This is a genomic window from Sporosarcina sp. ZBG7A (genome assembly GCF_000813425.1).
Taxonomy (GTDB): domain Bacteria; phylum Bacillota; class Bacilli; order Bacillales_A; family Planococcaceae; genus Sporosarcina.
This window is the reverse complement of the sequence record NZ_JWIB01000013.1, coordinates 79,668-105,359: the sequence shown is the minus strand read 5'-3', so window position 1 is coordinate 105,359 and position 25,692 is coordinate 79,668. Positions and strand designations below refer to the sequence as shown.

The window sequence follows — 25,692 nt, the reverse complement described above, 5'->3', positions numbered from 1 at the left end:
TGATACGACTGCACAAACACCAAGTGCTTTTACAATCGGCTCGTTACATATTGTACAAACGTCAATAACAGACCGTCTTTCCCTAATAAGGAGAAAGGCGGTCTATTTCTATTTTATAAGATTCCTCTCCCTATCAGGGAGAAGGTATAATTTTCAAATTTTTTAATCATTTTGCAATGTCTTGCCACTTTTTTAAAGGGTTTGGCAATTGTCTGCATGCTATATTTGCATTGGAAAGAGAATCCAATTCTCAACCAAAATTGGGATGCGCACCCCCATGAAAAGTTCTTTCTGCAAGTAGGATTTGCCGGTTCATATTACTGATGAAGTTGCAAGCAAGCTATGTAGAGTACGGATCATATTGCAGGTGAAACCTGCGGTAAAGGAGTGATTTCAATGGATGAAACTATCGAACAAAGAAATCAGCTTGTCGTGGACAAAATTAGAGAAGGCGCACCTTTTCTAATTGATGTTGTACCCGCCAAAGAAAAAATAAAAGAGTTTAATGGAAGAAAACTATTGTTGCATGCAGGACCACCGATTGAATTTCAAGACATGACAGGTCCAATGCAAGGTGCTTGCATTGGAGCTTCTCTGTTCGAAGGCTGGGCAGAAACGGAAGCGGATGCGTTAGCGATTCTCCAAAATGGTGAAGTGGAGTTCATGCCTTGCCATCATGTGAACGCAGTCGGGCCGATGGGGGGAATCACATCAGGCAACATGCCGGTCTTTGTTGTAGAAAATCGGTCAGAATGCAATGAAGCCTACTGTACGATGAATGAAGGAATTGGAAATGTCCTACGATTTGGAGCGTATTCAAAAGAGGTCATTGATCGTCTGGAGTGGATGCGGGATGTGTTGGGTCCAACGTTAGCAAAAGCGCTACGTTCTATGGAAGGTGGCATGAATCTGAACGTATTGATTGCTAAGGCCATTACGATGGGTGACGAATTCCATATGCGGAATATGGCATCCACTCTCGTGTTCCTGAAGGAAATCAGTCCATATTTGATGGCTGTCCCAATGGATAAGGACGATCGGAAAGATGTCATTCAATTCATCGCGGATGCTGAGCAGTTCTTCTTGAATATCGTAATGGCTTCAGGAAAATCGGTCCTCGACGGTGCCCGTAAAATCGAAGAAGGAACTATTGTTACGGCAATGTGCCGGAATGGTAAAGAGTTCGGCATTCGAATTAGCGGAATGGGAGACCAATGGTTTACGGCTCCTGTCAATGTTCCAAAAGGGTTGTATTTCACTGGCTATAGCCAAGAAGATGCGAATGGCGATATTGGAGACAGCGCGATTATGGAAGCGTATGGACTTGGAGGCATGGCCATGGTGGCTTCACCAGGACTTGCACGTTTTGTCGGAGCTGGAGGGTATAAAGAAGCCCGCGAAATCAGTGATGAAATGAGTCAAATCGTTACGAGTCATAATGCAAACTTTCCAATTCCAACATGGGATTTCCAAGGAACTTGTCTAGGTGTAGACGCAAGAAAGATTGTTGAAACTGGCATTGAACCTTTGATAAACACAGGTATTGCTCACAAAAAAGCGGGTCTTCCTCAAATTGGTGCAGGTCAGGCACGTGCGCCACTCGCTTGTTTTGAAAAAGCAATCGAAGCGTATGCTGAAAAACTGAATGTCCATAGCTAAAAGAGGAGGTAGGTTAAAATGGCACAGCACTCTATGCGTGAACAGGAAGGAGTCGGTCTCAAACGTGAACCGCTCATTCCGTATTGGGTTAAATTAGTTACCGTTTTCTTTCTTGGATGGGTTGCACTCTATGCGACACGAACTGTCTTGAACCCAGTGATGGGGGATATGCAAAGTGAATTCGGCTTAACACAAGCACAACTTGGATTGATTGTCAGCGTGAACTTTATCGGTAACGTAGCTTTGCAGGTTCCTTCAGGATTAATGGGAGATAAAATCGGAAGAAAGCGTGTGCTCGTACCAGGCTTTCTGATTGGGGGCTTGTTCGCAGCAGTAGCCGGCGGAATGCCGACGTTCTTCTTATTCATGGCAGCGTGGTTCATTGTTGGAGCTGGTCAAGGTACTTATTATGGACCACAGTACGGGATTTCTTCATCAGCAATTCCGGCAAAACGAATTACACTTGGAAGTGCGATCATTAACAGTGGTATGGCATTTGGTACATCGATTGGATATTATCTTTCCAGTTATTCGGTAAGTGAATTTGGATTGAATTGGCGAGTCCCATTTTTCATCATCGCGGGGTTATCGATTGTTGTTGCAATCATGATGTACGTCGTAGTTAAACGGGATCCAAGCAGGAAAGAGCGCCAAGCTGCGGCTGCAGCTTCAGAAAATCCTGAAGACATAGGCGAGAAGATAAAGTTAAGTGTTCTGTTCAAAAACAAGAACTTACTCGTTTCCTACATTATCATTTTTGCTTCCATCTACGGATTCTTCATGCTACTAACGTGGCTCCCTTATTACTTGGAAGCGGATAGAGGTATTGTCGGAGGGAGAGTGGCGTTTGTATCTTCTATCGTTCCATGGGCAGCGATTCCAGGTTCCCTACTCCTCAGTATGTGGAGTGACAAAATCGGAAAACGTAAACCAGTTCTTCAGCTCATGCTCCCGATTGCTTTTCTGTCGGTTGCGTCCATTGTATTCTTTGAAAGTATGACAATGGTGTACATCGCACTGATTCTTTACGGTATTTTCGGTAAGATTAGTACGAATCCTATATTAGTGGCAGTCGTAGCGGACAATGCTCCGAAGCAAGCATACAGTACAGCATTCAGTGTCTATAATTTCCTAGGGATGTCTGCCTCCATTTTGGCACCCTATATCACAGGTTTTCTTGCAGACAAAACAGGCAGTCTCGCGTCTGGATTCTATCTTGCTGCGATTCTGCTAGTCGTCGGATTCATAGCTAGTTTCTTCTTGGATGAAAGCAACCGTCCGAACGTGGCGGATGAAGAGCCAGTAAAAGCTTAATCTAAAAACCCTGTCTACGCCTTCTATGAGGGGTAGACAGGGTTTCTACTTTTTGATAATTTATCTTCAAAAAGTAATTCACTAGATTATGAAATCACTGGTTCCATTTCTGCTACTTCTGAACACATACTCTTCACCAAAACCTCCAGCATTACAGGCAAGCGCACAAACGCGCTCTCAATATGAAGTCGCTCTGTTCGTTGATGGGCATCTTTACCGAATGGTCCTACATTCAATACAGGTGCATCCAACTCCGTCATTGCTTCAAATGGAATACTATAGGTCTTGCCCCATACAGGCGTGTTGTGCTCGTAAGCAGTCCACCCTGTCGCAGTCCCCGTATAGTGGACATAGCTCAAATCGCAAATCCCATTGAAGTAATGGACTTGATCGACATGAGTCCCTAACTCCGTGGCCGTCTTCTTCATGAGGTCAATGGACTTGATCACCAGAGGATCTTCTGAAGTGTTCACAGCTGGGTAATAGGGAGGTGCAAACAATAGGACAGTTGCAGGCGTTAGTTCCTGACATTCAATGAGTAGCGCATCTGTAATTTTAAAGCATTTATCCCGATCATCCAGCTCCTGATCCAGAATCGCCTTTCCGATTATCACCTCAACAGCCTCTGAACCGATCTTCGATTGCGCATACTCTAGTAATTCCTCATAACGCATCACACGAATTTCACCGACTGGCTCCGTTCCTTCACGTTCGCAAATCTTTTTATATGAATCATTACAAGCGCTCATCGCTTGATGGGCGACATCTGAAAACAGCTCCATGATTTCTGAAGCGTCGCGATCCATTAGAAATACGTTATATAGCGAAGCAGCACGATATGGTGTTTGCGTCGAATACGAAGTCTTCAAATCCTTCAATTGAAGCGAGACGGGGACGGGTGTTGTTTCTCCGTAATTCGTCTCTTTAAACAACGGATTGAATTCCATCTCCTGAGCTAAAAAAGAGGAGATATACGTTGCAGTTAATCCTTTTAAAGGCTCACCGACATGCGTTTCTTTCCCATAAAACAAGGCGGCAGGCATGATTTTACCGATAGTCCCTGAATAGATATATTCTTTAGGATCTCCGGGTTCTTGTGAAAACGTTGGCTCGCTGTTCAAGAAGAGTTTGTAGGAAAGACCATACACATCACGCATTCGGACGAGTTCTTCGACAGCTGTACGCATCCCTGCTGAATTCACTTCTTCATCAGGAACCGTCAGTAGTACTAGATTGATGGGCCACTGTTCAAGGGACGCCTTTTCAATAAGCGCCATGTGAAGGGCTAAGCCCATCTTCATGTCCATTGTACCGCGCCCGAACAAGTAGTCTCCAGATAACAAATCCTTCCGAGCATCTTCAGGAAGTTCATCTGTCAGTTGATGAAGTGTAGCCGTCAACTCTTCAGGTTGGAAGGCAAGAGGCTCCAATGCACCATATTCTTCTGTCCAAACGGTATCGAAATGACTGATCAGGACAATGGTATCTGTTGCGGTAGGATTCTTGTAAAGTGCGAGCACGGAATTTCTTCCGAGACCTGCATCGTGTAGCTTCAGATGCTCGGGATGGTGCGTGAAATATGCCAATGTCTTCAGTTTTTCTGCAACACGTGTAGAAAACGTACATTCACCAGCTGTCAGTGTGCGACTGTCCCTGCTTACGAGTTCGTTCAGTAAACTTCTCAGTGAAGCGGGTGTATTCCATTGTGAATTGCTCATTCTATAGCCTCCTGAATTATGATGTTAGTTATTCACTTCTGCAGGTTCGGGATTTAACGTGCCATCTGCGAGGTGCTTTTTCTCGAGTTTGACCTTATAGAAAATCATACAAGCAGCAAAGAATCCGATGCCGTATACCAACCCAATACGTTGTGTTGGGTCAAATGCAAGGAAAATAAGGATGATCAAACAGAACGAGATACAAGTAAGTGGAACTAATGGATAGAACTTCACTCGATACTGGAGATCTTCCAGTTTTCCACCTTGTTTCAGATAGCGTTTTCTGAATAGTAATTGGGACGTTGCAATGCCCATCCACGAAATCGTGACGGCAATTGCAGCGATAGACATTAACAAGACAAACACTGCATCCGCTTCCATAACACTTGTTAGAAGGGAGAGTAGAGAAAATGCCATCGTGAAAATCAATGCATTCAAAGGAACTCGTCGTTTAGTCAAACGCCCGAAGAGTGCAGGGGCCATTCCGTCGTTCGCCATGGACCAAAGTAAACGAGTCGATGCGTATAAACAGGAATTCCCGACAGATAAAATCGCTGTCAAAATGACAAAGTTCATAATTCCCGCTGCATAAGGTACTCCGGCAAGTTCCATCAATGTAACGAATGGACTTTGCATCAACCCGAGTTCAGCAGAAGGGAAGATTGCCGACAAGACGACAATCGATGCGATATAGAACACGACAATTCTGAACAAAATCGTCCGAATCGCTTTCGGAATATTCTTCTCGGGGTTTTCAGTTTCACCAGCAGCAATCCCGACTAATTCAGAACCCTGATAGGAGAAGATGACATTCATCATTGTAATGAAGACAATCGCAATTCCTGCAGGGAATAATCCAGATGGTGCTAGATTCGTTAAGTGTGGCGTTGGTATGCCATCCAAGGGAATCCATCCAATGATAGCGGCACCACCGATAACGATAAATGCTAATACAGCCACGACTTTGATACTTGCAAACCAAAATTCCGCTTCCGCAAAGCCTTTTGTTGTAAGTGCATTTAGTGAGAACAGTAAAACCATGAACACAGCACACCAAATCCATATTGGCGTATGTGGGAACCAGTGTTGCATCAAGATTCCTGCAGCTGTAAATTCAACACCCGCTGTTGCGGCAGACCCGACAAAGTACATCCAACCGAGTGAAAACCCGGCAGATGGACTGATGTATCGGGAAGCATATTTTTGGAAGGATCCTGTTACTGGCATATAGACAGCGAGTTCACCGAGACAGGTCATGACCATGTACAAGATCAGGCCGCCAATCAGATAACCGACAAGTGCGCCTCCTGGTCCTGCTTGGTTGATCGTATAACCCACATTTAGAAATAAACCTGTTCCGATCACGCCGCCAAGTGACAGCATCATCAAGTGGCGGCTTTTCATGGAACGATTTAGTTGAGGTTCTTCCAGGGTTTTCATTGTTCATCCTTCCTCTCGATCGAATCTCGTGTTGTGTTATTTAGAAGCGAAGTGATAGACAGCTAAGCCCGCCATCATGCTTTTGAACTTCAGACATGTCCAATTCAATCGTTTGATAGCCAGCTTCGGTAAACTTGCGATTTGTTTCCGGAAAGCCGCTTGGAATGATCACATAATCGTTCATGCGGATACAGTTCGCTGAGTACTCATCTTCTTTTCCAATGACAATCTTTTCATATGAGTCAAATGCAGGATGGTCTACGAACTCTCCAGCGACAACTAATTGGTTGTTTCCTAAGTAAGCGATTCCTGTCTTCAAATGGAAGAACTCTTTCAAAGGAATAATCGTCGCTTTGTATCCTTCAGACTCCAGGATTTCCTTAAGCTGTTTCGCACCTTCTTCGTTCGTACGTTCAGAGATTCCGATGTAAAAATGATCTTCTGCCTGTAAAACATCCCCGCCATCAAGCGTTCCAGGGGATTGGATAAAGTAAAACTTCTTGTAGAACTTTTTAGTGACAGCTTCGATTTCAACTGTTTCCGCGTTTCGAGATTCCGCACCAGGGTTTGTGATCACTGCAAAGTTTGGTGTCAATACAGCAGCATCTTCCACAAATGTTGAGTCCGGAAATTCTTCACTTTCTTCGAGCTTCGTTACAGCAACTCCACATTTCTCGAGTGCTTCCAAATATGCATCATGCTGTTTTAGTAAAAGTTCATAATCCGGCTTTCCTAAATCAGAAGTAGTGAGACCCTCCAAATAACTTTTTCCTGGCTTCTTGACGATTACATTTGTGAACATTGTATTCTCTCCTTTTCAATTACGATTATTTTTTATCCTCTAACGACTGGGCATGTCAAACAAGTGGGACCGCCAGTACCTAGTAAACTAATTTCTTGTCCTTTATAAACGTGTACAGTTGCACCGGCATCTTTCAATTGCTGAATAGTGGAAGCGTTCTCATTCGTCAGCACACAAACACGAGGAGCGATTGCCAACACATTACAGCCTAACGTGTCATATTCTTTTTTCGGTACTTCGATTAGCTGGAATCCTTTTTGGAGTAACAGCTGACGGAGGAAAACAGGCATTAAAGGTGAATGCACCACAGCTAGATCTTTGTCCACAACACTCAGGAATGACATCAGATGCAGGCATTCTTCCTCGCCTTGGTCATGTGGGAGCTGGACGACGATGAATTCATCAACCAAATCAGCTGTCATTTCTTTCAATTGGCGGATAGCCTCGTCATTAGTCCGATAGCCTCTTCCCACGAGTAAAGTTCGGTCATCAAGCCATACGATATCCCCAGCGTCCGAAACAGCGTCTCCAACAAGTTCTCCAATAATAGGAATTCCTCTTTCAGTTAGAAACTCTTTAAATACAGAAGCTTCGGGTTGACGAAGTTTTTTACCGGATTTTAAGATGAGTGCCCCAGCTGGAGTGAACTTCACTGGATCGTGTGCGTAAATTGAATCCAAGCCGACTTTGTCGCTTGAAGGAAGGTAGTCAATTTGAGTACCTTGTTGTTCTATTATATTTGTCAATTCTGAAAATTCTTTGAGTGCTTCGTCAAAGTTTGGTTCTCGTAGATAGTTGAACGTCTTCCAGTTTTCTGATAGATGTTCTTGAGACTTAAATGCATCTTTTGGATGTTTCATAATCACGTGCTTTAGTGGACTGTACATGGAACTGCTGTATCTCATCATTCCGCCTCCTGTTTTCCGTCTGATGGAAAGTGTTTCCGTTGAAAGGAAACCTTATCTGTTAATATATTCTGAGTATGGTATAATGTCAATGTATTTAGAAAATAAATTCGGATTTCAACTTACAACTAGGAAGTGAACTTATGCAGACAATCAATCGGGTCATGCAGCTTGCCAAAATTTTAGCATCTGAAAATACATCTACTGGAATTTCTATCTCGGACCTTGCTAAGGAATGTGACTTAGCATTGAGTACGCTCCATCGAATTTTGAAGTCAATGGTGAAGCAAGGGTTAGCTGAACAGGTCGCTGATACGAAACTCTATAAATTGGGACCAGTGTGGATGGAATATGGTCTGCGAGCCTACGATACGATGGATTATGTATCATCCATCCGACCAGAGTTAGATCGACTTAGTAGGGAAGTGGAAGAGAGTATCTACTTGAGTAAATGTACGGGGTTGGAAGCAATTATTATTGAGAGAATCGATAATGAAAATAACCAAATCAGAATGTATGACAAGCTTGGTCTGCGGATTCCTATGAATATAGGAGCGGCTAATAAAATCATGCTGGCGTGTATGCCGACTGCAGAATCTGAGAAAATCATTCAGCAACTTGTGCCGGAACACGAACAGGAAGCGTTCAAGGAAATGTTGCAAGGGATTAAGAAACAAGGCTATGCAATCAGTCACGGAGAGCGAACTGAAGGCACTTCGTCAATAGGAGTGGCGGTGTGTAATATTACAGGAGAAGTTGTAGGCGCTATTAGTATTGGGTGTGTGACTTTTAATCTTACGGAAGATAGGTTGCAGATGATGATCAAGGCAATTTTAGCTACGAAGGAACGAGTGGCTGAGAAGATTGGGCGGAGCAACTAACGAAATCGATCCCACAAAAAAGCAGAGAGGAAGTTGTTAAATTTCCTCTCTGCTTTTTCGGTTACACTTCTAACTATTTAGTTACTAAGGCAAGGGGAACGTCATAATAATCCTGTCGCTCTTGCTGCACAAATCCAATCCGTTCATACAACTTCAATGCGTTGTCATTCTGTGTTTCTACGTCTAACTTTATAATGTTTCCAGTAGGAAGTTCCTGTTTCACAATCCATTGCAGCGCTTTACCTCCATAGCCTTTACCTCTACATTCAGATATCACTGCGAAGCCGGAAAGATAGGATTCGTCCAGATTCCGCATGACCCTGATCTTACCAATTGGAGTTTCATCGACTTCAATAATGTATCTACATTCTCTTTCGCGGGACAATCTTTCGTTATAGTAGGATTCTGCGTCTTCTAATGAAAGGAAAAAGGCATCCGCGTCCAATGTTGTTTCAAACGCTTTATCTTCTGGTGTAGCCTCCCGCAATACGATGTTCTCAGTTTCTGCAAGCTCCTTCTGATGCCAGTGCATATGGAACTCTGAAAACGAATAGTCGCATGGTTGGTCTGACATCCATCCTTTGGCGGATTCAGAGGTTCCTGGTGCATTAAATAGCACTTTCTGGAATCCTTTATCTACAATTACTTGTTGTGCCTGGATCCAAAGATTAGAAAAATGTCCATTCCTACGTTCTTCCGGTTTCACCATGCCGCATACTTCGACTGTGGAACCGAATCCGTAAAGCGCTAAATAACCAATCAGTTCATCTTCATTCCATATAAAGAAATCTAGTGAATCTTCTTTTCTTTCCCGAAGCATTTCCCAATTCAATTTCAATTCAATTGTTTCGTACTGCTCGCATTGCTGTTGTAACTGTTGAATCCCTTTAATTTGCTTTGCTGTTAACATTTCGTACCTCCAATGATGAGTATAATTAAACCGTTTAAGTTTTCACTTTCTATGTTCTACCAAAAGTTGAGTTTTGTTGCTATGCTATATGGATTCAAAAGTATTTTATAATGAGAGAAGGAATTATCATGAAAAAAGATATGCGGTATATTTGTTACCCGTTCATGCGAGAATCCGCGTCTACGGTAGACTTTGAAATTCGAACAGACTCGCTAACCACGAGGATCGGAGAAGCGTTATCCCTGACGGAGAAGGTAGAGAAAGTTCACACGGATCTTCGCTGGTTACAACCACTCGCGTACCATTTAAATGGGTCTGTTAGAGGGAAACTAGCCATCTCCCCAGAAGACTTACAGCGTCTAAGTGACATATATGATGAGTATGTCGAAGAGCTTGAGGAATTGATCGAACAATTCGTGCTCCCGCAAGGTACCCATGCAGCTACTGTCCTTCACGTATGTCGAAGTGAAGCTAAGAAATCCGTCCGCGCTCTTCACAAAGTATCTCTAGAACGCGAAGTACCTGAAATACTATTCGATTTCGCCCAACTGATGGCAAATGTGCTATTCGTGATGGCTGTCTATACGAACAAAGCTCAAGGGTGCGATGAAATCCCGTTCGTCAGTAAATCGTATCCCAAATGGAAAAAGAAAAAGAAGCAAGCCGACACTGTGGAATCTTCTTCTGAATCTTGAGAGCAATCATGAAGTAAACATGTTATAAGAGAGGCTTATGTTATTCCATCTAAACTATCGAATTACCTTATCTGTTGCAGAGGGGTATACTACAACAGACAAGGAGGCGGGTGAAAATGGATTACATATTACTCTTTTTCACAGGTCTTATTGCAATGATGCTTGGAACTCTTGCTGGCGGAGGTGGGCTCATTTCGATGCCCGCGATGCTGTTGATGGGAATTCCGATCCATTCTGTAATCGGGGCAAATAAGATTTCCACAACGTTCAGTTCCTTAACTACATTCCTTACCGTTCTATTGAAAAAGCAGATAACTCTCCGTGAGTCGTGGTGGATTCTTCCGATTTCACTTACAGCAGGCACGTTAGGCGGTCTAACCGCGACCCATATTGCAGAAGCTACTCTTTACAAACTCGCAATCGTGTTGCTGATTGGAGCCTTTTTTACATCATTTCTTTCTAAAGCGGATTTTGCAGGAGAAGCTACTCTACAACCATCGAAAACGGGTGTGGCAGGACTTATCGGAATCGGACTATATGACGGGTTGTTCGGTCCAGGTCAAGGAACACTGCTCCTTTATTTGTTCAATCAGTTGCGAATTTCTTACATGCGATCGATTGGATTTGTGAGACTCGCTTCATTTTCAAGCGGGTTAGGTGCCGCCATTAGTTTTATCGTGATGGGGAAAATCATTTGGCCACTCGCGATAGCTCTTGTACTGGGATCCCTGTCCGGTGCTCAAATTGGTGTACGAATTGCAGAGAAGTTGAACCCGAAGTACGTTAAAATTCTGTTGCGAGTAGTAATTGTTGGATTGATCGTCCAACTAATCGTGAAAGCCATTTTAAAATGAAGATAAACGAAAGTAGCCGACTCTATTGCCGCTTTCGTTTTTTATTGTCCTAACATCATTTCCGTTGAGATTTTGTAAGTGCCTTCCAACGTTTTCTTTCAGCAACTTGTGCTTGGGCATCCGTTTTTCTATCCAAATATGCGATCTCCCGTTGCAATTTGAGATAGCTCGCGAAACGGTCTTCAGCGAGAGAGCCGTCTACTAAGGCTTGTTGAATGGCACATCCTGGCTCAGTTTTATGGCTACAATCATTGAACTTGCATGACTCTGAGAGTGCTTCAATATCTGAAAAACTACCTTCGACGCTTTCGCTATCGTTCCATAACTGGAATTCCCGCATTCCAGGTGTATCGATTAATACACCTCCAGCAGGCAACGCAATAAGTTCTCGATGTGTCGTTGTATGACGGCCTTTCGCATCGTCTTCACGGATCGTTTGGACGGTCATCGTTTGGTCTCCACAGATTGCATTGACTAACGAAGACTTCCCGACACCTGACGAGCCTAATAGTGCAGCGGTTTTACCGTCTTTAAGCAAAGCGATGACCTGATCGATTCCGTCGCCAGTTTTACTACTGACAGCGAATACTTCCGTACCGAATGCGATGTCGCGTGCTTGGTCGATAAAATCTTGTGGTTCATCACAAAGATCGGCTTTTGTTAACACGATTACAGGTGTAGCGCCCGAGTCATAGGCCGCGACTAAGTACCGTTCCAATCTTCGTATGTTGAAATCATCGTTCATGGAAGTGACGAGAAAGACGATGTCGACGTTGACCGCAATCAGTTGCTCAGTCATGGAGTCCCCCGCAGTTTTCCGTGAAAAAACAGAAGTTCTCGGGAGAATTGAATGAATGATGCCACGCTCTTCACCAGGCATATGCTCTATCGCGACCCAGTCTCCAACAGCGGGGTAATCCCGCCGGTCGATTGCATGATGAAGTAGAGATCCGGAGCAAACAGCGAGCCACTCGCCTTGTTCAGTAACAACTCGATACATATGCTTGTGTTCTAAAGTCACGCGTCCAATCGTGCAGTCGCTTGCTTTAAAGTCTTGCTGTTGTTCCTTCCAATGTGTTTGATGAAGTTCGTTCCAACCGTAATTTTGTAGTGTGTTCAAGTGAATTCCTCCTAAATGTGGGCATATAAAAAAGCATGGGGTCCGTGGATCGGACTCCATGCTTTCACGCGCATACAAGAAGAAACATGCCTATACTTAAGGCATGGCAGGTGAAAGTATGGGTCCGATCCAATTTGCAATTGTCAAGTTGAAGTTTGCCATAGTAATCACCTGCTTTCTGAAAGTTACATTTATCATAAAGGAGAAACGTTTTGAAGTCAATGAATTTTTAGAAAAATATCAAAGAGTATATGTTGCATGTTGGTAATTTTTAACTAATATCGATTCTCAACCCCTACAACCGCAATGCGTCAGCGAATTATGATACACTTAATCTCACTAGCAAACTAATAACAGTATTAGATGAGGTGACTCTATGAAGTCTTATATAGTAAACATAACAATGGTTCACGTAGAACCAGCAGTAAGGCGAAGAGTGATTATGCCTGCAGGCGCAACGTTTAATCGTCTCCATGAGATGATTCAGCAAATGACGAATTTTGAAAGTTACTTTACAGATCAACCGTATCACTTTTTTGAAGTTGAAGTGGATGGCTTGTGCATCACAGACAATCCTGTTCAACGAGAGGAACTTAAAGGCTCCAAGAGGCTTACTCCAAAACTGCCGACTCGAGTCAAAATCGATAAATACTTAGAAGAGCACAAGCAATTAATGTATACGTACGACTTTGGTGATGACTGGCGCTTTTCGATTGAGCTAGAAGAAGTTGTAGAAGATTATCACTTCGGTTTTCCGACGCTGTTGGATGGAGAAGGAACAGCACCACCTGAAGATGTCGGTGGACCTCCAGGATATGAATCATTCTTGGCAATCATGGAAGATCCGGCACATCCTGAACACGATCATATGAAACAATGGGTTTCCAATGCGAGATATGAACCTTACGATAAAGACAGGATTAATCAATCATTAAAATTCGTTAAATATAAAAAGACGGAATGGGATTGTATTAACCATCAAAATTACGCGATCATTAGTGATCCGTACCGCGAATCAGAACTTTCGGAGGAGCAAGTAGTTGCGAAACCTGAGAAATCAGTTCCGAAGAAGTCGGCAAAACATGAACTAACTACAGAGCAGCAAGAAGTTGGACAGTACATCAAAGCGATGACCCGGTTATATGGCATGGTGCAGTTTGAGCAAGTGGTCACGTTGTACAATCTACAAAATGACCATAAGATCACTGTTGGAAACTTGCAGGAACTCCTTGCTTCAAGTGAGTTGGAAACAAGCTTGCAAAAAGAAGATATTCTCTATAAAGATACGGTTTTCCTAGGTCCGAAACTTGTCGGTATCGTCCCAGAACAATTTGTAAGGGAAACAATCGAGAAACCGTATTATCAGCCGGCAAAAGAACAGTTGCTGCGTTATGCAGATCCTAGCTATTTCGATCAGACTCCGGAATTACACCATCTTGAGAAACTATTCCAGAAGGAGAACATTCCGCAAATCCAGATTGACCGGATGCTTCATACGTTCATGGTCGGATTGTCTATGTGGCATGCGAACTTCATGGAAGTTATCGGCAGGCTGATGGCGCAAGCAGGTCCGTTACCGGAAGAACAGGTGAAAAAGATTGTCCCTGTTGCCATCAATGTCTCCAATGCAGTTCGTCTTATTGAAAACAGAGGACATACCCCTCAAGAGATGTTTGAATTGGAAAGAACGGATGTAAAACCGCTTACTGAGCAAGCTGCTTCCACTGAAGTGAAGGTTGGACGCAATGAACCATGCCCATGTGGTAGCGGGAAGAAGTATAAAAAATGCTGTGGTAGATAAGCGTTCATAAAATGCCCGTGCCTCTGTTATAAAAACAGGCACGGGCATTTTACTCGTCCGCTTATTGATGGACGTAGGTATTCAATTCCTTAAGGACTTTCTCTAAAATATTGAAAAACCTATCAATTTCCCCGACTGTGTTGTAATGGACAAGGCTGATACGAAGAGCATTTCCACCAAATGGGACTGCCAAACGTTTCATGAGATTAATGGCTAAATAGTTCCCCGTCCGTGCTTCGATACCTGCATCATTCAATGCGCAACCAAGTGTGTCCGTTTCAATTCCCGCAATATTGAACGAGAACACAGGCAGTCGTTCATCAGACTGTTCAGCAGTTTTTCCGTATAAGACAACACCCTCCACTTCTGCAAGTTTAGCGAGGAAGTGATCCGTGAGTTGCTGCTCGTACAAATGAGCGAAATGCATAGCACCTGCAATTTCCTTACGTGTTGAACATGAATTCGCAAGTGGCGTTCCGTCCAATGTCAGCCCGTTGCCTTCAGCATCTTTCGTCAACTGTGTTAAGTATTCCATGGAACCGATAAATCCTTCGATGCCTTCATGGTTCTGCGATCCTACCTCAAAGAAATACGAGTCTTTCTCCAATTCTTTCTGAATACACCAACCCTCTAACCGCTCGAGTCGATCCCGATTTACATACCCGAATCCCATATGGGGACCGAAGATTTTATACGTTGAAAACGCTGCGAAATCGACGCCTGCCGCGTTTACATCCATCGTGAGGTGACTTGCAGCTTGAACGCCGTCCGCTACGACAAGTGCACCTGCTTCGTGGGCCATTTTTGTAATACGCTTCATGTCATGGATAGTTCCAGTCGCATTTGACGCCCATCCAGCCGCTATGATTTTCGGTTTCAACGCAAGTAATTCCTTATAGTGATCAAAGTCCAGATTCCCTTGTTCATCCACATGCCATAAGTGTACGTGAATGCCACGTTCTGTTAGCTCCATCCACGGGTTCACATTTGCATGGTGATCCGCTTCTGTAATGACGATATGATCGCCCTCATGCAAGTCTCTGCCTAAGTGATGAGCAAACAAATGGAAGAAGTTTGTCGCGTTTTGCCCGAAGGCGATTTCTGTATGATCCGTCGCGCCGATCAAATCTGCAGCCAGTTGACGAGCTTCGACAATCGTTTGCTGCATCTGTACGGTACGCGCAAAAATCGTTCCTTTTTGTGCATTGCGATGAATGTAATAGTCCATAACGCGGTCGATGACGAATTGAGATACTTGGGCGCCTGCTGAATTGTCGAAAAACAGGACAGGACGGCCTTTATAGGAGTTTCCTAGACTTGGAAAGTAAGTACGGGCATGTTCAAAGGTTTTCTGTAGAGCCTGCTGGTTGTTCATAAAATCATCCTTTCTTTGAAAAAAGTATAGCATGAATGAATTGTCCAACATACAAAGGGAGGTTCCTTTGACCAAGTAGGTGTTTTATAAATTAGCGAAGGTTTTGGTGCGCTGGGAGTCAACGAATCATGCAACATGTAATAATACGAGTAAATCCACCTTACCATATAATACCAGTATGCAGTTCTTTGTGAGGAAAAAAACTTCAATATCGAGTACACTTAAACTAGTAGAAATTTGATAGTAAAAAGGAGATAGGACATGGAAGGAAACAAATGGGACACCGAGTTGTTAGAAGCTGTACACCAGGGAGACCATCCCCGTATTTCACATTTGCTTGAACAAAAAGCAAATGTTGAAGTGACTGATGACATGGGTCGGACAGCGTTAATGCTTGCCGTTCAAAATAATGACACGGATGCAGTTGCCCAGTTGCTAATAGCGGGGAGTGATCCAAATCATCGAGATATCACAGAATTGACGCCGTTCATTTGCGCAGGAGCAAATGGGTTTACTGCTTCGTTACGATTGATGGCTACTTCAGGAGCGGACGTAACGAGTGTGAATCGCTTCGGTGGGACTGCTTTGTTACCAGCCGCAGAAAAAGGGTATTTGCACACTGTTGAAGCGTGTCTGGCAGTAGGTGTTCCAGTCGACCATGTGAACCACCTTGGATGGTCCGCGTTGCTGGAAGCGGTGATTTTAGGAGATGGCGGAAGGCTGTACGCAGATGTCATTCAAACATTGCATAAATCAGGAGCATCTGTTCATTTACAAGATTTCGATGGGAAATCAGCGGTGTATTACGCGGATGAACAAAAGCAGGAGCGGGTACTTGAAATACTGACAGATACGCTCGAAGATCCACAGCATCCAGCAGTTCTTGAAGCGAAGTCATATGCGGCAGAAAACAATTGGACAGCCGCTTCACAAACTGTACAAGTAGCACTTGAGTCTGATGGTGATAACTTGGATCTGTTATTTTATGCAGGGTTTTATCTAGCTGCCCAAGACCGTTTTGAAGAAGCTTTGGAACAATATAGTCGGGCGTTAGTGGTTGCTCCAGATGCTTTGGAGTTCTATTTCTACACAGCTTATTGTTACCGGTTGATGAACCAACCAGAAGATGCGCTTGTTGAGTTTGATAAAGGCGCGGCGCTCTCTTTTGAAAACGTATTTTATCTTTATCATAAATCGAACTATTTACGCGAACTCGGACGTCATGAAGAGGCGGTTGAAGTGATGGAAGAACTCGTCGAACGGCATCCGGCACGTTATGATTTCTGGTTCCATAAAGCGAACAGCTTACGCTCACTTAATCGCCACCAAGATGCAATTACAGCGATTGAACATGCAATCGAGCTACATCCAGATAATCCGCTTTATACGAAACACAAAGCACAGTCTGAACTCTTGTTAGAGCGTCAATAAATGGATGGACAGCTGCCTTGGTCTTCGGACAAGGCAGTTTTTTGCCGTTTTAAACGAAAAATTGATCAGGTTGGTGTATAGATGTGATTACGAAATGCCCACTTCTATATGAAGAACTTCCATGATAAACTGTATAAAAACTCGGAAATGGAGTACACCATACATAATGAAGAAACACGTACTGATCTATGGCGATGTATTCGTCGATTACATTGCAGAAGACGAAAGAAATTCATCATTTACTACTTTTTTAGGCGGAGCGACAGTCAATGTTGCAGCTGGCATCGCTCGACTAGGCGCACCAGTATCCTTCATCACGGTAACTGGGGACGACGAAACATCTGAATTTGTACGCATGGAGCTTGCGAAAGAAGGGGTTGACTTGACAGCCGCTATCCTTGAACCCGCCAAACGTGTGAATGGTGTATACGTACATCTAACACCAGAGCATGATCGCGTTTTTTCAAATTACCAAAACGAAACACCGGATATTCAAGTAACTGCACAAGATTTGAAGGAAGAATCATTTCAGCAAGCTTCGATTTTACACATTTGCTCAGGCACTATGTTTCATCCGACAGCTCTAGAAACGACTCGAAGAGCAGTTCTGCTTGCGAAACAAAAGGATACACTAGTCTCGTTTGATGCAAATATTCGCCCTTTACGATGGGAAAGTGAAGAAATCTGTCGTGAAACAACGACCTCTTTTTTGACGGATGCAGATCTTGTCAAACTAACGGAAGAAGAGCTGACATTCATGACGAATACGGAGACGTTGGAAGAAGGGATGTCCGAAATTGAAACGTATGGGATTCCTGTAATCTTAATTACGCGAGGTGACTTAGGCACGATTGCCATTATACAGGGCGAACAGTTTCATATTCCTTCCGTCAAAGCGGTGGCAGTTGATACAACTGGAGCCGGCGATGCATTCATGGCTGGGGTATTACGTCAAATTCATCTACATGGATACCCAGTAAATTCCTCGGAGTGGAAAGAAGTGGTTCGTTTCGGAAATCAGATGGGAGCGCTATGTGTGACGAAAACAGGCGCATTGTCCGCGATGCCTTATTATTATGAGCTTGAAAATGATATTTGAGAATAATAATTTTTATATTTAAGCCAATAAGAAATAGATTTTTACTTGGAAATAAATTATATTAAAATAACTTAAAACTTTTTTCAGACTTCTGGAAAAAGTTTTTTTATTTATTTTGACGTCAAAATACTGATGAAAAGTGGTATACTATGTCGGTTGGACATGTCGTGGATTATCTAAGTTACGTGCAATACAAAAAAGAATAAGGTGGGACTAATATGGAAAAGACAAAAAGTAAAATTCATTACGCCTGGTTGGTTCTAGTTGGGCTATGTTTAATGGTTGGGCTAGGAAAAGGAGCGCTCAATAATACAGCTGGTCTATTTATTACCCCAGTTGCCAAGGATTTAGGAGTTGGAATTGGGAACTTAACGTTGTACTTAAGTATTTCAGCTATTGTTACATTAATCTTCTTGCCAATCGGCGGAAAGATGATGGCCAAGTACGATATTAAAGCACTTCTTATTGGTGCAATTATTTTGCAAGCTGGAGCATTTGCAGCATTCGGCTTCATGAAAGCGGTATGGGGTTGGTACCTCTTCTCGATTCCGTTGGCAGTGGGTGGCGTGTTCATTACTGTTATTGCAGGACCAGTCTTAATCAATCAATGGTTTAAGAAAAGTAATGGTCTGGCGCTGGGGATCATGGGTGCTGCTGGAGGTGCAATCGGTGCGATTGCTCAACCAGTAGTTGGAAATCTTATTGCGAGTCAAGGCTGGAGCCAGACTTATATTATTGTCGGTGTCGCAGTAATGATTATTGTCATACCGGTTATTCTGCTACTCATCCGTAAATCACCAAAAGACAAAGGCTTGTTGCCTTATGGTGCAGCGGTTACTTCTAACGGTGGAGAAACAGCTGAAGACACAACTGACAAAGGAATTTCTTTTGCAATTGCGCGCAAGTCCGGCGCATTCTATTCACTAGCCGTATTTTTCTTCTTAATTACGGCAATTGCGAGTTTCTCCATTCACATCCCGACGTTTCTTGGGAACAAAGGTTATTCTGTTGGATTTTCAGGAACAGTGATGGGGGTTTCTATGATAGGAGTGTTGGTAGGAGCACTCGCGCTTGGAGTACTAAGTGATAAATTAGGCTCTAAAAACACGGCATTGCTTGCAATGATTCTAGGGATTGTGGCGATTGCAATGTTTTTATTCTTTGCTGAAAATGGAGTGATTGTTACAATTGCTGCAGGAATTTTTGGTTTTACCAGTGCATCCATTGGGACACTTGCACCAACGCTTGCTTCAACGCTCTTTGGAAGTAAAGACTATAGCCAAATTTATGCAACTGCATCATTAGGTCTTGCAGTGGCATCCATCATTGCGTTGCCTGCATACGGATATGTATTTGATTTTACAGGTACGTACACAATCGTTCTTTGGATTATCGCTGTAATGTTCGTTATTAACATCCTCGCAATTCTTTTTGCCTTCGTAAGTAAAAAGAAACTTGTCGACCAAGGTCATTGGAACTGATCAATCCAATCTATCCCCACTTCTAATTTTTAGATGTGGGGATTTTTTGCACCTATCTACAAGAAATCAAAAAGCTGCTATGACGTCTGCACAGAGACGTCATAGCAGCTTTTTTATCAGAAATGATCGGGTTGTCCGCGGAAACGGTCGGGTTGTCCGAGGAAACGATTGGGTTGTCCGGAGAAACGATCGGGTTGTCCGAGGAAACGATCGGGTTGCCCAAGGGAACGATCGGGTTGTCCGAGGAAATGATCGGGTAGCCCAAGGAAACGATCGGGTTGTCCAAGGAACCGATCGGGTAGCCCAAGGAAACGATCGGGTTGTCCAGAGAAACGATCGGGTTGTCCCGAGGAAACGATCGGGTTGCCCAAGGAACCGATCGGGTTGCCCGAGGAACCGATCGTATCAGCCCCTAGAATGGAATAGGGAGAGTCATTTCACTTTCATTAAAGTAGAAAGACAATACGTAATCTCAATTTCTTCAGCGGGAAGTGGCTTACTGAACAAGTAGCCTTGACCGAATTGACATCCGCACTGTGCGAGAAGTGTCGATTGGTCAACTTCCTCAATTCCTTCAGCAATGAGTTCCATATCAAGATTACGTCCCATATCGATAATCGTCTGTACAATGGACTGCATTGGTGCATGGGTCAGCATCTCCATCGTAAAGGACCGGTCAATCTTCAAATAGTCGATTGGTAAAAATCCAAGCTTACTCAAGGACGAATAGCCGGTTCCGAAGTCGTCAATTGCTAATTTTATGCCAAGCGTACGAATTTCCTCGATGACCCGGACCGACTCTGTATCATTCAACATCATGGATTCTGTAATTTCTAGGATAAGCAGATGAGCTGGGAATTGAGTGATTTCCAGGACGTCCTTCACGAAACTAGGAAATTTTGGATCCCTGAACTGTCGAATGGAAACGTTCACTGCAAGACCTAAGTTATCGTTGGCACTGTGCCACTCTTTCACTTGTCGGCATGCTGATTCCAATACCCATGTACCAATATCGTTGATCAAGCCTGACCGTTCCGCAACGGGTATGAACTCTCCAGGTGGCACGAGTCCTAATTCGGGGTGCTTCCATCGTACAAGTGCCTCAAAGCTTTTAAGACGTCCTGTCGTAAGATTGATGACAGGTTGATAATGGATGAGTAACTGATCGGTTTCCAATGCATTCCGGAGATCATTTTCAAGCATCAGTTGCTTCTGATCATCATTTTCGGCAGATTGGGAAAATACTTTATATGTGTTTCCGCCTAGCTCTTTGGCGCGATACATTGCCCGATCGGCATTTTTTAATAGTGTCACGGAATCTGAACCGTGCTCGGGAAGATGGCTAATACCGATACTTGCAGATGTATAAAGTAACGTGTTGTTAACTTCAAATGGTTCTTTAAATGCATCCAGTATATGTTCGGTAATTTCAACCGCTCGTGAGTTTGGCAGTTCAGACAAAATAACGAATTCATCGCCTCCGTGGCGAAAAACTTGAGCTCCCATTGGAATCGATTGCCTCAGTCGCATACTAACCAGTTTAATGAACTTGTCGCCTGATAAATGTCCCATTGTATCATTGATGGACTTGAAACGATCAAGATCTATAAAAAGGATAGCGAGCTCAGAGCGCTCTGCTGTCATTTTGTCGAGTACGCGAAATAATCTATAACGATTTTGAAGACCTGTTAGAAAGTCATGATTGGCATTGTAGTCCAATTCGATGTTGGTTAACGTCAGTTTCTGCTGAATTTCTTTATTCGCTACAAGTTGGTTTTGTAGAATGAAAGCAGTTTCATCCGTTTTTCGGAAAAAGTATATGAAAATCGGTGTGGAAAAGAGGAGCATAATTCCGGTTCCCAAAAGGTTATACCAGATTTTGTTTTCGAACTCCAAGTGATATAACCGAATAAGCGATTCCTCGGCAATAACAGGAAGAAGAACTACGAAAGTGAGGATTAAAAAAAGTCGCTTATATTTGTATTTTTGCATTGCTAGCTCCATAGTAGATCGCCATCCTAAGTAATGTGTGATAAATAGAAGTAAATGGTAAAGAAACCATCTGAAGGATATACGTCATTTATCGACAAAGTTTTGGCGGTTTGAATAGGTTTAATGGCATATGTATTGAAGTTATAAGACCTATTTAATGAGAGTGCTAACTTCAATATATTTAACAATTTTGGATAGTGTAGAGAATGTTCGCATACAGTATGCTATAATTATTTTGAAAATTTAATTTTATTTAAGATTTTGATGTAAAAGGTTTATTATAAGATCCGGTTTGTCGGTGAAAATACCATTTACTCCTAGTGCAATGAGAGTGGATGCTTGCTCTGATTTATTGACAGTGAAAGGGTGTATGGCTAACCCGGACTGATGCACGGTTTCTACAAGCTGTTCTGTAACGACCTCTGCGTTCACTCCTATACCAGAGGCGTATCGCGAGACTTGTTTCAGTCTTGCAGGTGACAAATCCGCTTTTTTCTTAAATGAATATAGTTGAATCAGAGGAGTGTTGGGACTCAATTCATGTACTTTTTTTAAGCTATCACTGCTGAAAGATTGGATGATAACTTTCGGAAGCGGATCATCTCGATCTAGCAGGTGATGACCGTTCAACTGTTCAAAAAGTTGCTGTTCAATGCCCGGATAACGATCGGGAGACTTGATTTCAATGTAGTAATTGGTTTGGTCTCCGAATTCACGCAGTACTTGCTCAAGAGAAGGCACTCGAAGACTGGAGAATTTATGAGATGCGAATTCATTATCCGGTCGGTTGAATTCATCTGCAGGTTTGAAAGCGCTTAACGTATCGGTGGTGATCTCATCAATCTCCAATTCACTGCCATTCAATTCAATTGAATCGTTGTGAAGGACGACGAGTTTACCGTCTTTCGTCCGATGGAGATCGAGTTCAATATAATGTGCACCCATTTCAATCGCAAGCTCATACGAAGGAAATGTGTGAGCAGGCGCATAGGCAGAGGCTCCGCGGTGCGCAATTACAAGAAACGGTTCTGCTGGTAGAGAAACAGGTTGTTGGTAAGTGGAAGAGCAGCCGGAAAGGAAGAGAAGGAGAATAGTGCCAACCTTTAGTAGCTTCAAGAGAGTGACCTCCGATCCTTTTGAAATGTAAACCTCGTGTAAAGATGATGTTAACTTATGTAAATAGTACGAAAACTTGTTACTGGAAATGATACCATGACCTTGATAAGAGCGACAGGTCAAAAGGAAGTTGACTACCCGAAAGGATGGATTGGATGAAGAAAGTCGAACTGATTGACGTGTCAAAGTCTTATGACAAACAAGTCGATGTGATTTCGAATATCGACGTAACGATCGAACCCGGAGAGTTTTTTGTCTTAGTCGGTCCTTCTGGGTGTGGCAAGAGTACGATGCTGCGGATGATAGCGGGACTGGAAGAGATTACAGGTGGGATAATTGAAATCGGCGGGAAACGTGCAAATCATTTGTCTCCGGACAAGCGTGATCTCTCGATGGTGTTTCAAAATTATGCTTTGTATCCACATCTGACAGTGCAACAGAATATAACGTTTGGACTCGATGTGAAGAAGGTGAAAAAAGCCGTTCAAGCAGAAAGAGCAAACGAAGTTGCGGAAATGCTTGGATTATCCGACTTTTTGAAACGTAAGCCGCGTGAACTTTCAGGTGGCCAGAGACAGCGAGTTGCTCTCGCACGTGCGATTGTAAGCGAAGCACCGATCTGTTTGATGGATGAGCCGCTTTCCAACCTGGATGCGAAATTACGTGCTCACATGAGGACGGAGATCCGTAGAATTCAGCGTAAGCTTGGTATTACGATGATATACGTAACCCACGACCAAGTGGAAGCAATGACAATGGGTGATCGGATTATGATCCTTCACGAAGGGAAGATCCAGCAAGTCGGAAAGCCAATCGATATTTATAATTACCCTGCGAATCCGTTCGTGGCGACATTTATCGGTTCACCGCCTATGAATATTAGTCCTGCCAGGGCGGTACCGACTAAGTCTGGTATTTTCATTGAAGATACAATCCATGTTCCGATGAATGAGGAACAGGTCGCTGCGAGTTCCGCGAGATCGTTGCTTGCAGGGATACGTCCAGAGCATATAAAGCCAATTGTGACTGGGACTGAGAGTGGAAATCGGATTCAGGTAGAGGTGACGAATGTCGAAATCCTTGGCAACGAAACCGTATTTTCATTCCAAGTCGGACAGCGTGAATGGATGGCGAAATGGAGTGGTCAATGGGATATTGCGATTGGTGATCAGGTTCCGATTCTGTTAGGTTCTGAATACTTCTGTGTATTTGATGAAGAGACAGGAGAGCTGATTCGTAAACCAGAGGGTCTTGAGCACCTCTCGATTGCGAAAGAGGTGATCATATGACGACGGTTCGTGCTCCTGGTGTTTGGAAACGTTCTGCAAACTTACGTGTTGGATTTTTATATCTATTGCCGTCTATCATTTTATTTGCGGTATTTCTCTTTTATCCTATGATTCGGACGATTTACTTAAGTTTTTTTCTGACCGATCAAAATGGGAATGCAGCGGTCAATGTGGGGTTTGAAAACTACAGCTACTTACTCACATCTCCTGCTTTTTTGAATAGTATGAAGGCAACTGGGTTATTTGTCCTGTATACGGTACCTGTAGGAATTATTCTCGCATTATTTTTTGCATTACTTGCAAATGAAAAGCTAAAAGGAATTGGCTTTTTTAGGACGATGTATTCGTCAACAATGGGAATATCCGTTGCTGCATCCTCAGTCATTTGGTTGTTTTTGTTTCATCCGAGTGTCGGTGTTTTCAATCGGATATTGCTTGTTCTCGATCTTCCGCAGATCCAGTGGTTACTGGATCCAGAATGGGCGCTTATATCGATTGCGATTTCAACGATTTGGATGAATACAGGGTTCTCGTTTCTGATTCTTCTCGGTGGATTACAGAACATTGACGAGCATCTGTACGAGAGCTCCCGCATTGATGGGGCTGGGTATTTTTACAGACTCCGGCGTATTACAATTCCTATGCTATCACCTACGTTATTTTTCATCATCACCATTTCGCTGATTAATGCATTTCAAACTTTTGGCCAGATTGATATTTTGACCAAAGGAGGACCTTCTCAATCAACAAATTTAATTGTGTACTCGATTTATCGGGAAGCATTCATCAATTATCAATTTGGAACGGCAAGTGCGCAGGCGGTTATTCTTTTCGTCATCATTCTGGTGGTCACCCTCCTTCAATTTAAGCTTCTCGAAAGGAAGGTGCATTATCAGTGAGAGACTCGACGCTTAAGAAAGTTTGGATTTACTTTCTATTGACTGTCACATCTTTTCTAGTGTTCTTCCCTGTGTTGTATGCTTTTATGATTTCGTTTATGAGTGGACCGGAAATTCTGCAAGGTCGATTTTTTCCAGAAGCCTTTAATTTCGATAACTATGCGAAGGTTTTTGATAGGCTTCCGTTACTTAAATACTTGTTGAATAGTTTCATTGTTTCACTAACTGTCATGATTGGGCAGCTCGCAGTTTGCAGTTTGGCCGCCTATGCATTTGTTTTCATTCCATTTAAAGGAAGAGAATTCGTGTTCTTCTTATTCATCTCCACGATGATGATTCCGTGGGAAGCGACGATGATTCCGAACTTCTTTACGATTCAAAAGATTGACTGGCTGAATACGTATCAAGGAATGTCGTTGCCATTTTTCGCACTCGCATTTGGAACGTTCTTGTTGCGCCAACATTTCAAAACGATTCCGAAAGAGTTGCAGGAAGCTTCCCAAATTGCTGGACTCAGTCGCTTTGCGTTCTTTTGGAAAGTGATATTGCCGGTTTCCAAAACAAGCCTTGTCACACTTGGGGCATATGGATTCCTCACGACATGGAATATGTACTTGTGGCCATTGCTGATCACGACGAATAGTTCGGTGAGGACAGTCCAAATCGGATTAAAACAGTTGCAGTCTCAAGAGATGTCAACCGATTGGGGGGTGGTCATGGCTGGTGTCATCGTCGTCATCATTCCAACGTTGTTGCTGTTGTTCATCGGACAAAAGCAACTTCAGAAAGGCTTGTCGCAGGGGGCTTTGAAGTGATTGGTGTATAAATGAATTTTTAACTTCAAATATTCTCCGTTGATTGGAGCTGAAGACGGCGACTCCTGCGGAATCAGCGAAGATCGAAGACCCCGC

The 25,692-nt window shown here is 43.2% G+C and carries 22 protein-coding genes; 13 read left to right on the top strand and 9 right to left on the bottom strand.

The features are described from left to right. Window positions 1-396 precede the first annotated feature (396 nt). Window positions 397-1,659: a DUF1116 domain-containing protein gene (locus tag RL70_RS05620; RefSeq protein WP_039042442.1), complete on the top strand. Its 1,263-nt coding sequence runs from the start codon at window positions 397-399 to the stop codon at window positions 1,657-1,659. A gap of 18 nt (window positions 1,660-1,677) precedes the next feature. Beyond that, window positions 1,678-2,973 carry an MFS transporter gene (locus RL70_RS05615; protein ID WP_231567239.1) on the top strand — a complete coding sequence of 432 codons (1,296 nt, stop codon included), beginning with the start codon at window positions 1,678-1,680 and terminating at the stop codon, window positions 2,971-2,973. An 86-nt stretch (window positions 2,974-3,059) separates the two neighbouring features. Here the strand turns inward: RL70_RS05615 and RL70_RS05610 are convergent, their stop codons facing one another. The 4 genes from RL70_RS05610 to RL70_RS05595 are packed head-to-tail and all read right to left on the bottom strand — an operon-like array spanning window position 3,060 to window position 7,838. Further along, a complete protein-coding gene (locus RL70_RS05610; RefSeq protein WP_039042441.1) occupies window positions 3,060-4,691 on the bottom strand; it encodes a M20/M25/M40 family metallo-hydrolase in 1,632 nt (543 codons plus the stop codon). Between the two features lie 24 nt (window positions 4,692-4,715). Then, window positions 4,716-6,131 carry an amino acid permease gene (locus tag RL70_RS05605; protein WP_039042440.1) on the bottom strand — a complete coding sequence of 472 codons (1,416 nt, stop codon included), beginning with the start codon at window positions 6,129-6,131 and terminating at the stop codon, window positions 4,716-4,718. Window positions 6,132-6,171: 40 nt separating this feature from the next. Next, a complete protein-coding gene (locus RL70_RS05600; protein WP_039042439.1) occupies window positions 6,172-6,933 on the bottom strand; it encodes a dimethylarginine dimethylaminohydrolase family protein in 762 nt (253 codons plus the stop codon). Window positions 6,934-6,965: 32 nt separating this feature from the next. Then, on the bottom strand, window positions 6,966-7,838 hold the full coding sequence (locus RL70_RS05595; RefSeq protein WP_082003328.1) for a dimethylarginine dimethylaminohydrolase family protein: 873 nt from the start codon (window positions 7,836-7,838) through the stop codon (window positions 6,966-6,968). Window positions 7,839-7,981: 143 nt separating this feature from the next. Between RL70_RS05595 and RL70_RS05590 the strand changes: the two genes are divergently transcribed. Further along, window positions 7,982-8,719: an IclR family transcriptional regulator gene (locus RL70_RS05590; protein WP_039042437.1), complete on the top strand. Its 738-nt coding sequence runs from the start codon at window positions 7,982-7,984 to the stop codon at window positions 8,717-8,719. 73 nt (window positions 8,720-8,792) lie between these two features. Here the strand turns inward: RL70_RS05590 and RL70_RS05585 are convergent, their stop codons facing one another. Next, window positions 8,793-9,629 (bottom strand): GNAT family N-acetyltransferase, encoded by an 837-nt coding sequence (locus RL70_RS05585; RefSeq protein WP_039042436.1) that lies wholly within the window; start codon window positions 9,627-9,629, stop codon window positions 8,793-8,795. Between the two features lie 128 nt (window positions 9,630-9,757). On the opposite strand from RL70_RS05585, the gene RL70_RS05580 reads away from it, so the two are divergent. After that, window positions 9,758-10,324, top strand: a complete 567-nt coding sequence (locus RL70_RS05580; protein WP_039042435.1) for a hypothetical protein — start codon at window positions 9,758-9,760, stop codon at window positions 10,322-10,324. 116 nt (window positions 10,325-10,440) lie between these two features. Further along, window positions 10,441-11,178, top strand: coding sequence for a sulfite exporter TauE/SafE family protein (locus tag RL70_RS05575; RefSeq protein WP_039042434.1), 738 nt, complete (start codon window positions 10,441-10,443; stop codon window positions 11,176-11,178). A 55-nt stretch (window positions 11,179-11,233) separates the two neighbouring features. Here the strand turns inward: RL70_RS05575 and rsgA are convergent, their stop codons facing one another. After that, entirely contained in the window at window positions 11,234-12,298 is a 1,065-nt protein-coding gene (gene rsgA, locus RL70_RS05570) for a ribosome small subunit-dependent GTPase A (protein ID WP_231567238.1), read from the bottom strand. Window positions 12,299-12,674: 376 nt separating this feature from the next. Here rsgA and RL70_RS17225 point away from each other — a divergent pair, with 376 nt between their 5' ends. Further along, the gene (locus RL70_RS17225; protein WP_082003336.1) at window positions 12,675-14,099 is read left to right on the top strand and encodes a plasmid pRiA4b ORF-3 family protein; all 1,425 of its coding nucleotides are present in this window, start codon (window positions 12,675-12,677) and stop codon (window positions 14,097-14,099) included. 61 nt (window positions 14,100-14,160) lie between these two features. Here RL70_RS17225 and RL70_RS05560 read toward each other — a convergent pair whose 3' ends face one another. Then, complete coding sequence (locus RL70_RS05560) at window positions 14,161-15,474, bottom strand: aminotransferase class V-fold PLP-dependent enzyme (protein WP_197054079.1); 1,314 nt, start codon at window positions 15,472-15,474, stop codon at window positions 14,161-14,163. Window positions 15,475-15,735: 261 nt separating this feature from the next. Here RL70_RS05560 and RL70_RS05555 point away from each other — a divergent pair, with 261 nt between their 5' ends. The 4 genes from RL70_RS05555 (at window position 15,736) to RL70_RS18355 (ending at window position 19,996) form a co-directional block, all read left to right on the top strand. After that, on the top strand, window positions 15,736-16,905 hold the full coding sequence (locus tag RL70_RS05555) for an ankyrin repeat domain-containing protein (RefSeq protein WP_039042432.1): 1,170 nt from the start codon (window positions 15,736-15,738) through the stop codon (window positions 16,903-16,905). Window positions 16,906-17,071: 166 nt separating this feature from the next. Beyond that, entirely contained in the window at window positions 17,072-18,004 is a 933-nt protein-coding gene (locus RL70_RS05550; RefSeq protein WP_039042431.1) for a carbohydrate kinase family protein, read from the top strand. Window positions 18,005-18,222: 218 nt separating this feature from the next. Further along, window positions 18,223-19,485, top strand: coding sequence for an MFS transporter (locus tag RL70_RS05545; RefSeq protein WP_039042430.1), 1,263 nt, complete (start codon window positions 18,223-18,225; stop codon window positions 19,483-19,485). A gap of 79 nt (window positions 19,486-19,564) precedes the next feature. Further along, complete coding sequence (locus tag RL70_RS18355; RefSeq protein ID WP_369795199.1) at window positions 19,565-19,996, top strand: hypothetical protein; 432 nt, start codon at window positions 19,565-19,567, stop codon at window positions 19,994-19,996. On the opposite strand, the gene RL70_RS05540 is transcribed toward RL70_RS18355, so the two are convergent. After that, window positions 19,918-21,477, bottom strand: coding sequence for a bifunctional diguanylate cyclase/phosphodiesterase (locus RL70_RS05540; RefSeq protein ID WP_197054078.1), 1,560 nt, complete (start codon window positions 21,475-21,477; stop codon window positions 19,918-19,920). The two genes, RL70_RS18355 and RL70_RS05540, sit on opposite strands and share 79 nt — an antisense overlap. A 249-nt stretch (window positions 21,478-21,726) precedes the next feature. Continuing rightward, window positions 21,727-22,593 carry a glycerophosphodiester phosphodiesterase family protein gene (locus tag RL70_RS05535; protein WP_039042429.1) on the bottom strand — a complete coding sequence of 289 codons (867 nt, stop codon included), beginning with the start codon at window positions 22,591-22,593 and terminating at the stop codon, window positions 21,727-21,729. Between the two features lie 155 nt (window positions 22,594-22,748). Here RL70_RS05535 and RL70_RS05530 point away from each other — a divergent pair, with 155 nt between their 5' ends. Genes RL70_RS05530 through RL70_RS05520 form a run of 3 tightly spaced genes read left to right on the top strand, consistent with a single transcriptional unit; the run spans window position 22,749 to window position 25,596 of the window. After that, complete coding sequence (locus tag RL70_RS05530) at window positions 22,749-23,882, top strand: ABC transporter ATP-binding protein (RefSeq protein WP_039042428.1); 1,134 nt, start codon at window positions 22,749-22,751, stop codon at window positions 23,880-23,882. Then, a complete protein-coding gene (locus tag RL70_RS05525; protein ID WP_039042427.1) occupies window positions 23,879-24,781 on the top strand; it encodes a carbohydrate ABC transporter permease in 903 nt (300 codons plus the stop codon). Before RL70_RS05530 ends, RL70_RS05525 begins: the two co-directional genes overlap by 4 nt. A 26-nt stretch (window positions 24,782-24,807) precedes the next feature. Beyond that, window positions 24,808-25,596 (top strand): carbohydrate ABC transporter permease, encoded by a 789-nt coding sequence (locus tag RL70_RS05520; protein ID WP_369795198.1) that lies wholly within the window; start codon window positions 24,808-24,810, stop codon window positions 25,594-25,596. Window positions 25,597-25,692 lie beyond the last annotated feature (96 nt).